The sequence below is a fragment of the Flavobacterium profundi genome (assembly GCF_006491645.1).
Taxonomy (GTDB): domain Bacteria; phylum Bacteroidota; class Bacteroidia; order Flavobacteriales; family Flavobacteriaceae; genus Flavobacterium; species Flavobacterium profundi.
The window spans coordinates 295,243-305,525 of sequence record NZ_VDCZ01000004.1 but is presented as its reverse complement, the minus strand read 5'-3'; the positions used below and the strand labels follow the sequence as shown (position 1 = coordinate 305,525).

Sequence of the window (10,283 nt, the reverse complement as noted above, 5' to 3'; positions counted from 1 at the left end):
AAAAAAACAAAACAGCTTATAAAGTACAAAACCACTCTAATAGCCCCGATTGTAGTGGCATCCTTTTTATTTTTATACCAAAAAATAAAAAGATAAAACGAAAAGCGGGAATATAATCCTTTATAGCAACAAAGCAGTGCTCCTGAAAATTAATCGAATCGGATTGCTTTAACTGGAGTAATTCTTGTTATTATATAGGAAGGAATGATTAATATTAACAAACAAATGAGTATGGTTCCTAAATTAATGAATACAATATAGAGTATGTTGATATCCACTGGTGCTTCACTAACGTAATAATTTTCAGGATCAAGTTTTATCAACCCAAAATATTTCTGTAACAAAAGCAATACTAGAGCAATTACATTACCCCAAAGTAAACCTCTAGCAATTAAATGCCCCGCATTGTAAACAAATATTTTTCGAACATTCCAATTACTGGCTCCAACTGCTTTAAGAATACCTATCATTTGTGTTCTTTCTAAAATAAGAACTAATAATGCAACTATCATATTAATAGTGGAAACTAAAATCATTACTACCAAAATTACAACGATATTAAAATCGAAGAGTTTCAACCATTCAAAAATGCTGTAATACTTATCTAATATAGTTACACTATTATAAGTAGGTGGTATTTCTTTATAAATTTCTTGTCCTTTTTGTTCAATTTGAGAAAAATCGTTTAGAAAAACTTCAAAAGAACCTACCTCATCCTCTTTCCATTTGTTGATTTTTTGAACATGCTTGAGATCGCCTAACATAAAATTAGCATCAAACTCTTGAAAACCTGAATTAAATATTCCTACAATTTTAAAACTTCTTAGATTATAGCCTTGATTATCTGGCTTAATAAAATAAGTTCTACAAACATCATGCAGTTTTAGATTTAATCTTTTTGCTAAATATTGCGAAATAACGACATCATCTGTTAACTTATCTGTAATACTAGGCAATTCTCCTTCCACTAAATATTCAGCAATATTGTTCCATTTATAATCTTTACCTACACCTTTAAAAACAATACCTTCTACCGTAATTTCAGTGCGTATCATTGCCGCTTTTGTTGCGACTGCCTGAATGTGCTCGATACCAGAAACAGAAGAGAAAGTTGGATAGAAATCTTGTTTAGTTGAGATAGGAACTGTACTAACCTGAGACTGATTGTCATCGTAATTTGAAATAATTACATGTCCATTGAAAGCAGATACTTTATCCCTTATTTTATTTTGCAAGCCAATACCAGTTGCGACCGAAATAATCATCATTATTACACCAATCGCAATTGCAGTAATAGCAATTTTAATAATTGGAGAAGAAACACTACTTTTATCCTTTTTAGTAGTAACTAGTCTTTTGGCTATAAAATATTCTAAATTCAATCTGTTTATGCTTAGTAAATTGGTGTTCAAAAATACATTTTTATTCTTGGTTTTATTTATTTTTTCTTGCGGAAATTCTGTTAAAAAAACAGAAGTCAGTCAAAATGGAAATAAAAATATAATTCCAAATGAAAAACTATCCTCTCAAGAAATAAAGACTGGAGCCGATAATTATGTGGCTTATTTACCCTTGCTAGAGAATAAAAAAATAGGAATTGTAACCAACCAATCAGGAATTTTAACTGATCGCACGCATTTAGTTGACTTTTTATTATCTAAAAAAATTAATGTCCGAAAAATTTTTGCTCCAGAACATGGCTTTAGAGGTACTGCTGATGCTGGTGAAACTATAAAAAACGATAAGGATGTTAGAACAGGCCTACCTATAATTTCTTTGTACGGAGCCAATAAGAAACCCAAAGCAGAACAACTTCAAGATTTAGATGTTTTAGTTTTTGACCTACAAGATGTGGGTGCTCGTTTTTATACTTATATCTCAACCCTACATTATATTATGGAAGCTTGCGCAGAAAACAAGGTTTCTGTTATCGTTTTGGACCGACCAAATCCAAACGGTGCTATTGTAGATGGACCTATATTAGAGAAAGAAAACCACAGTTTTGTAGGGATGCATACCATTCCTGTCTTACATGGTATGACCATAGGTGAATATGCGCAAATGATAAATGGAGAAAAATGGCTAAAGGAAGGAATTCAATGTTCTTTACAAGTTATCCCTTGTTTGAATTACAACAAGAGCTTACCTTATGATTTACCTGTTAAACCTTCTCCCAATTTACCAAATGCACAAGCTATCAATTTGTATGCAAGTTTATGTTTTTTTGAAGGCACGAATGTGAGTGTTGGACGTGGTACAAGCAATCAATTTCAAATTTACGGCTCACCTTACTTACCAAAAAACAATTATAGTTTCACACCCAGACCCAATGAAGGAGCTAAAGATCCGCTATACAATGGTATTATATGTTACGGTGAAGATTTAACTAAAATTACTAAGGTAAAACATTTAGAATTAAAATGGTTGATTAAGGCTTATAAAGAAACTGCTGATAAATCAAAATTCTTTAGTGCTTTCTTCACTAAACTAGCTGGAACAAAGAAATTACAAGAGCAAATTGAAAAAGGTATGTCTGAACAAGCAATTAGAGCTTCATGGAAAGAAGGTTTACATCATTTTAAAGAAATGAGAAAGCCTTATCTACTTTATAAGGAAAATTAGTAATCTAAATAAGTTATCAATTTTTACAATGGTAACTTTTCTTTCATTTTCTCCACTATATTAAAAGCAGCCGGACAAATAGCCACATTTTTTAATGTTAAGTTTGAAATTTGTTGAAACTTTTTACGATCTGTATGCGGAAATTCTCTACAGGCTTTTGGTCGAACATCATAAATAAAGCATTTGTTATCCTGATCTAAAAAAGTACAAGGTACACTTTGCAATACATAATCGTTATCTTCATCAATACGTAGATACTGCGTTATGAATTGTTGTGGCTTTTGCCTAAAGAATTTAGAGATTCGTTCAATATCGGCAGTAGTAAACAAAGGTCCTGTGGTTTTACAACAATTGGCACACTCCAAACAATCGGTTTTTTTAAATTCAGCATCATGCAAATCTTGCATAACATAATCTAAATTTTTTGGTGTTTTCTTTTTTAGCTTATCGAAATACTTTTTGTTTTCGTTATGCTTATCTTTGGCTTGTTTTTGAAGCTGTTCAAGTTGGTTTAACATGGTTTACTAAAGTTTACAATTGTCTTTTACCAAAAGTTAAACAAATTTAAACCTTTACACTCTTAATATTTTTAAAATCCTAAACTTTTTTTATGAAAGATCTTTTTGGCAAAGCTATTTTAGATTATCAAACGAATAATAACCCTGAACCCATTATCACCGAAACTTCTATTAGTGATACAGACGAAATGGATGTGGGTTATTTGTTTCGAGATTTTAAGGTAATGCCAAAAATAGAGCAAAAAGCCTTACAATTAGCAAAAGGAAAAATCTTAGATGTGGGCTGCGGAGCTGGAAGTCATGCTTTATATCTTCAAAATAAAGGATATGATGTAACGGGTATTGATATTTCACCAAATGCCATAAAAACCTGTGAATTGAGAGGCTTACAAAAGGCTTTTGTCAAAAACATATTGGATTTAGACGCTTTTAATGAAGAAAATAAATACGATACTATTTTATTATTAATGAATGGTACAGGAATTTTTGGTACACTTGTACAAATTGCGAAACACTTAAAGCAATTAAAATCTTTATTAAAACAAAACGGACAAATTTTAATTGATTCTTCAGATATCATTTACATGTTCGATCAAGATGAAGATGGTGCTTACGAAGTTCCTGCTACAGGTTATTATGGCGAATTAACATTTAACATTCAATATAAAAATGAAATTGAAGAACCTTTTCCTTGGCTCTATCTCGACTATAATACGTTACAAAATGCCTGTTATGCCAATGGTTTACAAAGTGAATTAATTATGGAAGGAAAACATTTTGATTATTTGGCCCGAATTACTATATAAAAGCAAATAAAAAAACCCAAATTTAAATTTGGGTTTTACTTTATTATATAAATTACACTTACTGCATGTATTTCATCATCATACTTTGTAATTCCATTCCCCATTCTTGAGAAGCAGCCATATTTTTCTTAGTCAATTCACTGGCTTTTTCAGCTATTTTTTTACCAACCGGAGAATTGTAAAATTCTAACATTTTTTTGATATCATCGTGTGTGTATACTTCCATATATACTTTTGCCATTTTATCATACAAAGAAGGTAATGACGCATCAAAATCTTTTGAAAACTCCGCTCTTTTATTTTCTGGAATATTGTTCATTACTTGTTCTTTTGCAATTTCCATTTGCGCTGCTGAACCAGATGCTTTCAACACTTTTAATACGTCTGCTTTAAAAGCATCTTGTGCAGTTGCAAACTGAGCTACTAACACAACAACTAATGTTACTAAGATTTTTTTCATTTTGTTTATTAAATTTATTTAAGGAATATTCAAATATTTATGGGTTTGTAATGAAATTCTCCACTTCGGATGGTTCATTACATAATCTATAATAAGAGGTGTCATCTCCTCTTTTTTACTCCATTCTGGTTGCAAAAACAAAATAGCATTTTTATTCACTTTAGCCGCTTGTTCTTCAGCAAATTGAAAATCATGCTTATTGTAGATAATTACCTTTAATTCATTAGCAATATCATAAGCACTTTGTACTGGTAATTTCATTTTCTTTGGTGACAAACAAAACCAATCCCAAGTTCCACTTACAGGATAAGCCCCAGAAGTTTCAATATGCACCTGTAAACCAGAAACTTTTAGTTGAGTTGTAATATAGGTCATGTCCCAAGTTAATGGTTCACCTCCTGTAATCACAACAGTTTCTGCATACTTTTTTGCATTAGCAACAATTACATCTGTAGCTGTTGGAGGATGTAAATCGGCATTCCAACTTTCTTTAACATCACACCAATGACAACCCACATCGCAACCTCCAATTCGTATAAAATAGGCAGCTCTTCCCGTATGATATCCTTCACCTTGAATCGTATAAAATTCTTCCATCAAAGGCAACATTTCTCCCTTATCAACTGCCAACTGTATTTCTTTCTGTAACATTTCTAATAAAAATAGTTTGCAAAGGTAATGAAAACATATCTAAAAGCATTCTTTTTTAAACACTTAATAATCAATCATTTTAACAATTTAATAAAGCAATAATTAACAAGAAAAAGCTATATTTGCACTGCTATTAACATTTTACTGCTATGAAAACCTTATTTGCGTTTTTGCTAATAAGCTATACTTGCTTTAGTCAAGTAGGCATTGGCACTAATACACCTAATTCAAATTCTTTATTAGAAATCTCTAGCACTGATAAAGTATTTGTACCTCCCAGAATGACTAACGCTCAAATGTTAGCAATTCCTACTCCTCTTATAGGTTCCATTGTGTACAACACTACTTTTAATGCTATTTATATTTACAATTCACTAGGATGGAAAAATGCTTCCGACACCGATAATTCGAGTTTGATTTGTAAAAAAAATGGAGGATCACTTACCACATCAATAAACACCTACTACAATTTTCCATTAAATCATCATCATGTTCAAACTCAAAACCCTCTTACCTATGAGATACTCTCTAGTGGAAAAATTAGGGTTAAAGAAAATGGTATTTACATGATTGGCGCACAGTTATCTGTAAACAATATGCCAAGTGGCAAAAAAGGATATTCCCTCGCATTATTTAAAAATGGAGTACTATTAGGCCTTCTTAATAAAAATGAAAGCGAACAAACGATAACAGATTATTGGGGAACTAGTGGCATGATGACATTCAACCTGAGTGTAAATGATGAAATCGAAATTAAATACCTCATCAATCATAATGCAAATCTAAGTTTAGTTTTTGCCGCTTTTAGCTTTGTCAAAATAAATTAAATTCTAAAACTCATTCACATCATGATAAAAAAAATTACTGCTACTGTATTCACCTTTTTATGCTCTTTTCTTGTAAATGCACAAGTTGGTATTGGAACAACTTCACCAAGTCCATCTTCTTTACTAGAATTAAATAGTACAACTCAAACTTTTGTACCTCCTAGAATGACCAATTCACAAATGCAAGCCATTTCAAACCCTTTAATTGGATCTGTTATCTATAACACTTCTGATGATGCTTTGTATATGAGAACCAATTTAGGTTGGCAAAACATTTCAAGAACTTCTAACCCAACAATTTCTCTAAATAAAAATTTCCCAGGTGCAGACACAGTGATTGCAACTCAAACCAATACGTATGCTAATTTTCCTTTAAATTCAGCTGATGTTATCGCGAACACAAGTTCGGTTTATTCGGTAACTGGAAACGGTCAAATTACTATTAATGAATCGGGAACATACTTAATGAATGCTGCTTTTTCAGTTGAAAATGTCCCTAGTGGCACAAGAAAATTTGTAATTGGGATTTATAAAAACGGCACATTAGTAGGATATCCAACAAGAGGAACAATTGTTTTAAGTGGTGAAGATACTTGGGGTTCATCTGGAACATTAGTCGAGAATTTCTCAGTAGGTGATGTCGTTACCTTTAAATATGTTTTAAATAATAATGGTACTCCATTAGACGCTTTAAATTTTAACATCGGTATAACTAAATTGAAATAAGACAATAAAATCTTCTGCAAAAGTATTTTTTATTATTTTTGAGTTGAAAATTCAAAAACAATGAGCAGAACAGAAGATTTTAGCAAACATATAGTTGATGGTTATACTTGTAAAGGGGATTTTATTACACTTGGTGGAGCCATTTTGGATGGGGAACCCGTAGCCAATACGCATGTAACTATTCCATTAAAAACCCTAAATCGTCATGGTTTAATCGCTGGTGCAACGGGAACGGGAAAAACCAAAACCATACAGGTTTTGTCGGAACAACTTTCGCAAAATGGAATTCCTGTTTTAATGATGGATATTAAAGGGGATTTTTCTGGAATTGCGGTTCCTGGAGAAGAGAAATCTTTTATAACAGAAAGACATGCTAAAATCACATTGCCATATGAAACCAAAGGCTTTCCTGTAGAACTCATGACAATTTCGGAGCAAAATGGCGTACGATTACGTGCCACTGTTTCAGAATTTGGTCCGGTTTTATTTTCCCGCATTTTAGATTTAAATGATACCCAATCTGGAGTCGTATCGGTTATTTTCAAATACTGTGATGACAGACAAATTCCTCTTTTAGATTTAAAAGATTTTAAAAAAGCACTTCAATATTCAACTGAAGAAGGTAAAGAAGAATTTGAAAAAGAATATGGACGAATTTCCACTTCTTCTACGGGTTCTATTTTAAGAAAAATTATTGAATTGGAACAACAAGGTGCCGAACTCTTTTTCGGGGAAAAATCATTTGAAGTTGATGATTTAATGCGAATTGATCAAAATGGAAATGGTTATATCAATATTATTCGTTTGACAGATATTCAAGATCGACCGAAACTTTTCTCTACTTTTATGTTGAGCTTATTGGCTGAAATTTACAATACGATGCCAGAACAAGGTGATGCTGGAAGACCTGAGTTGGTTATTTTTATAGATGAAGCACATTTGATTTTTGATCAAGCAAGTAAAGCTTTATTAGATCAAATTGAAACCATTGTAAAATTGATTCGTTCGAAAGGTATTGGCGTTTATTTTATTACACAAAATCCTATGGATGTGCCAAGTAGTGTTTTGGCTCAATTGGGTTTAAAAATTCAACATGCTTTACGTGCCTTTACCGCAAATGACAGAAAAGCAATTAAAGAAACTTCGCAAAATTATCCTATTTCTGAATATTATAAAACAGACGAAGTACTTACTTCGTTAGGAATTGGAGAAGCTTTTGTAACCGCTTTAAATGAAAAAGGAATCCCAACACCTCTTGCAGCTACTATGCTTCGTGCTCCCATGAGCCGAATGGATGTTTTAACAGAACCTGAAATTAATGAATGTATTGCAAAGTCTAAACTAACTAGAAAATACAATGAAGTCATTGATCGAGAAAGTGCTTATGAAATTTTAGGCAAAAAAATGGAAGAAGCTCAAGCGGCAGCTGAAAAAGAAGCCGCTCAGAAAGAAAAAGAAAAAGAAGCTAAAAAAGCGAGTTCGTCTAGAAGAAGTTCGTCAACAACAAACACTGTTACAAAAGGAGTGGTAAAAGTATTAACCAGTGCTACATTCATTAGAGGAGCCATGGGAGTCTTAATGAAAATGTTGAAGAAGTAATAATTATGAAAAAATACACCCTACAAAAAGAACCTTTTGTAGTTCCTACTACAGATGGTAAATTAATAGAAGAACATCACGGTACTGTTGCTACAAATAATCATGCTATTTCTATTGCACATATGGTGGCACCTCCAGGTTGGAGCGAACCTTTTCAAACTCCTGAATTTGAAGAATATACTTATATTATTTCAGGCAAAAAACAATTTATTATTGAAGGTGAAACCCTAATTTTAGAAGCGGGTCAATCCATAAAAATTGAAGCGAATACAAGAGTACAATATTCCAATCCATTTGAATTGCCTTGTGAATATTTAGCGATTTGCAAACCTGCATTTGATTTTCAGAAAGTGCATCGAGAGGAAGTATAATTTATTATTTTGAGACTTTTTTATATAAAAATAATAATGTAAATAATATCTATACTCTCATCAATTCTCTTCCAATAAAGTTAAAATTCGATGCTCTATAGGTTCGGTTTCCCAAATTTGCTCAATATTGTCAATAGCAAGAATTTCCTGCATAATGGCATCTTGTTTATCTCCTATCGCCAAGGCTTCAGAATAAGGTTGATGGCTAAAGGTAACCATACTGTACAATGGAACCCATTTATCGGGATGCTTTTCAGAAAACCATCTTTCGATTTTTTTCTGCAAGATAAACTTTGGATCAGCCGTTTTGGTACTCATCTCAATAAAATTTCGATAGGATAATTCGGCTATAGCATCGGTATCTGGTTTACGGGAATTTTCATAATCGTTTAATAAGTTGGCCCAATCATCACCATATTTCGACATCATTTCTGTTAACACGGTAATATCTTCAAACCCAGCATTCATTCCATGTCCATAAAAAGGAACAATAGCATGACAAGCGTCACCTATTAAAGCTACTTTATCGGCATAAGTCCAAGGATAACATTTCATGGTTACCAAATAAGACGTTGGATTTTTAAAGAAATCTTCTACCAAATTGGGAATTACCTCTTTGGTATCTGGAAAATGTTCGGCAAAGAAACGCACTAAGTCTTGCTCGTTTTTCAAGGAAGCAAAAGAATTGTCTCCATCATGAGGCATAAACAAGGTACAAGTAAAAGTACCGTCTAAATTAGCCAAAGCCATCAACATAAATTGTCCTCTAGGCCAAATATGTAAGGAATGTTTATCTAATTTATGTGTTCCATCAGGATTGGCAGGAATGTGTAATTCTTTATAACCTAATTGTAAGAATTCTTGAGAATAGTTAAACATACTTTGTCGTTGCATGCGATGTCTAATTCTTGAAAAAGCTCCGTCAGCACCAAAGACCAAATCATGCTTTATTTCGGTCCATTCTCCTCTTTCTTCCAGACCTGTATGTAAGGTTGCAGTAGACAAAGTTACATCCCAAATCTTACTTTCAAAGTGAAAATCAATTCCTTCTGCAACAGCTAAATCAACCATTTTCTTATTCAACAAGCCACGAGACAAAGAATAAATCACTTCTCCATCTTTTCCATAAGATTGATAGGTTAAAGTATCTTGACCCGTATGAATACAACGTTTATCAACTGGAATGCCAATTTTTATGATTTCTTGATCTAAGTTTACTTCTTTTAAAGCTCGTAAACCTCTATCGGATAATACTAAATTTATGGAACGACCTGTAAAATTTATTTTTCTGATATCTGGACTTCTATCATATACATCTACCTTATGTCCTGCTCTTTTTAAATATATGGCTAAAAGTGAACCGACTAAGCCAGCTCCTACTACAGCAATTTCTTTGCGATTCTGCATTATAAACTATTTCTTCTTACAAAAATAAGTAATAAAAAAGAAGCGAGCTAAGAGAACTGGTACTTTTTTTATTTAATAACTAATTTTGTTTAATAATTTTATATTTTTGTTAAACAAAAATGTATTTTTATTTTTAACATATGCCTCACCAGAAAAAAAACTTACCAGAAAAAAAATGCAAAAGATGTGGCTTATTTTTTACATGGAGAAAGAAATGGGAGAAAAATTGGGAAGAAGTCGTGTATTGCAGTGAAAAATGTAGGAGAAATAAAATGAATACATAAATAGTTATTTGA

The 10,283-nt window shown here is 32.2% G+C and carries 12 protein-coding genes; 7 read left to right on the top strand and 5 right to left on the bottom strand.

Going from position 1 to position 10,283, the window contains the following annotated elements; all coding sequences use genetic code 11:
- Window positions 1-149: 149 nt before the first annotated feature.
- The gene (locus FHG05_RS08005) at window positions 150-1,382 is read right to left on the bottom strand and encodes an ABC transporter permease (protein WP_140997506.1); all 1,233 of its coding nucleotides are present in this window, start codon (window positions 1,380-1,382) and stop codon (window positions 150-152) included.
- Window positions 1,383-1,389: 7 nt separating this feature from the next.
- Here FHG05_RS08005 and FHG05_RS08000 point away from each other — a divergent pair, with 7 nt between their 5' ends.
- Window positions 1,390-2,622, top strand: a complete 1,233-nt coding sequence (locus FHG05_RS08000) for an exo-beta-N-acetylmuramidase NamZ family protein (RefSeq protein WP_140997495.1) — start codon at window positions 1,390-1,392, stop codon at window positions 2,620-2,622.
- Between the two features lie 23 nt (window positions 2,623-2,645).
- Here FHG05_RS08000 and FHG05_RS07995 read toward each other — a convergent pair whose 3' ends face one another.
- Complete coding sequence (locus FHG05_RS07995; RefSeq protein WP_140997494.1) at window positions 2,646-3,140, bottom strand: YkgJ family cysteine cluster protein; 495 nt, start codon at window positions 3,138-3,140, stop codon at window positions 2,646-2,648.
- 92 nt (window positions 3,141-3,232) lie between these two features.
- On the opposite strand from FHG05_RS07995, the gene FHG05_RS07990 reads away from it, so the two are divergent.
- A complete protein-coding gene (locus tag FHG05_RS07990; RefSeq protein ID WP_140997492.1) occupies window positions 3,233-3,946 on the top strand; it encodes a class I SAM-dependent methyltransferase in 714 nt (237 codons plus the stop codon).
- 58 nt (window positions 3,947-4,004) lie between these two features.
- Here FHG05_RS07990 and FHG05_RS07985 read toward each other — a convergent pair whose 3' ends face one another.
- Window positions 4,005-4,406, bottom strand: coding sequence for a DUF2059 domain-containing protein (locus FHG05_RS07985; RefSeq protein ID WP_140997491.1), 402 nt, complete (start codon window positions 4,404-4,406; stop codon window positions 4,005-4,007).
- A gap of 18 nt (window positions 4,407-4,424) precedes the next feature.
- Complete coding sequence (locus FHG05_RS07980; protein ID WP_140997490.1) at window positions 4,425-5,057, bottom strand: 7-carboxy-7-deazaguanine synthase QueE; 633 nt, start codon at window positions 5,055-5,057, stop codon at window positions 4,425-4,427.
- Window positions 5,058-5,206: 149 nt separating this feature from the next.
- On the opposite strand from FHG05_RS07980, the gene FHG05_RS07975 reads away from it, so the two are divergent.
- The 4 genes from FHG05_RS07975 to FHG05_RS07960 are packed head-to-tail and all read left to right on the top strand — an operon-like array spanning window position 5,207 to window position 8,580.
- Window positions 5,207-5,884 (top strand): hypothetical protein, encoded by a 678-nt coding sequence (locus tag FHG05_RS07975; protein WP_140997489.1) that lies wholly within the window; start codon window positions 5,207-5,209, stop codon window positions 5,882-5,884.
- Between the two features lie 21 nt (window positions 5,885-5,905).
- Window positions 5,906-6,610, top strand: coding sequence for a hypothetical protein (locus FHG05_RS07970; RefSeq protein WP_140997488.1), 705 nt, complete (start codon window positions 5,906-5,908; stop codon window positions 6,608-6,610).
- Between the two features lie 60 nt (window positions 6,611-6,670).
- Window positions 6,671-8,209 (top strand): helicase HerA-like domain-containing protein, encoded by a 1,539-nt coding sequence (locus FHG05_RS07965; protein ID WP_140997487.1) that lies wholly within the window; start codon window positions 6,671-6,673, stop codon window positions 8,207-8,209.
- A gap of 5 nt (window positions 8,210-8,214) precedes the next feature.
- Window positions 8,215-8,580 (top strand): cupin domain-containing protein, encoded by a 366-nt coding sequence (locus FHG05_RS07960; protein ID WP_140997486.1) that lies wholly within the window; start codon window positions 8,215-8,217, stop codon window positions 8,578-8,580.
- Between the two features lie 60 nt (window positions 8,581-8,640).
- Here the strand turns inward: FHG05_RS07960 and FHG05_RS07955 are convergent, their stop codons facing one another.
- Window positions 8,641-9,987: an FAD-dependent oxidoreductase gene (locus FHG05_RS07955; RefSeq protein ID WP_140997485.1), complete on the bottom strand. Its 1,347-nt coding sequence runs from the start codon at window positions 9,985-9,987 to the stop codon at window positions 8,641-8,643.
- 140 nt (window positions 9,988-10,127) lie between these two features.
- Here FHG05_RS07955 and FHG05_RS07950 point away from each other — a divergent pair, with 140 nt between their 5' ends.
- A complete protein-coding gene (locus FHG05_RS07950) occupies window positions 10,128-10,271 on the top strand; it encodes a DUF2256 domain-containing protein (RefSeq protein ID WP_140997484.1) in 144 nt (47 codons plus the stop codon).
- The last annotated feature ends 12 nt before the right edge of the window (window positions 10,272-10,283 follow it).

Excerpts from the sequence above, each read along its gene's own strand:
- FHG05_RS08000 (WP_140997495.1), top strand. The coding sequence starts at position 1,390 with ATGCTTAGTAAATTGGTGTTCAAAAATACATTTTTATTCTTGGTTTTA.
- FHG05_RS07995 (WP_140997494.1), bottom strand. The coding sequence starts at position 3,140 with ATGTTAAACCAACTTGAACAGCTTCAAAAACAAGCCAAAGATAAGCAT.
- FHG05_RS07990 (WP_140997492.1), top strand. The coding sequence starts at position 3,233 with ATGAAAGATCTTTTTGGCAAAGCTATTTTAGATTATCAAACGAATAAT.
- FHG05_RS07985 (WP_140997491.1), bottom strand. The coding sequence starts at position 4,406 with ATGAAAAAAATCTTAGTAACATTAGTTGTTGTGTTAGTAGCTCAGTTT.
- FHG05_RS07980 (WP_140997490.1), bottom strand. The coding sequence starts at position 5,057 with ATGTTACAGAAAGAAATACAGTTGGCAGTTGATAAGGGAGAAATGTTG.
- FHG05_RS07975 (WP_140997489.1), top strand. The coding sequence starts at position 5,207 with ATGAAAACCTTATTTGCGTTTTTGCTAATAAGCTATACTTGCTTTAGT.
- FHG05_RS07970 (WP_140997488.1), top strand. The coding sequence starts at position 5,906 with ATGATAAAAAAAATTACTGCTACTGTATTCACCTTTTTATGCTCTTTT.
- FHG05_RS07965 (WP_140997487.1), top strand. The coding sequence starts at position 6,671 with ATGAGCAGAACAGAAGATTTTAGCAAACATATAGTTGATGGTTATACT.
- FHG05_RS07960 (WP_140997486.1), top strand. The coding sequence starts at position 8,215 with ATGAAAAAATACACCCTACAAAAAGAACCTTTTGTAGTTCCTACTACA.
- FHG05_RS07955 (WP_140997485.1), bottom strand. The coding sequence starts at position 9,987 with ATGCAGAATCGCAAAGAAATTGCTGTAGTAGGAGCTGGCTTAGTCGGT.
- FHG05_RS07950 (WP_140997484.1), top strand. The coding sequence starts at position 10,128 with ATGCCTCACCAGAAAAAAAACTTACCAGAAAAAAAATGCAAAAGATGT.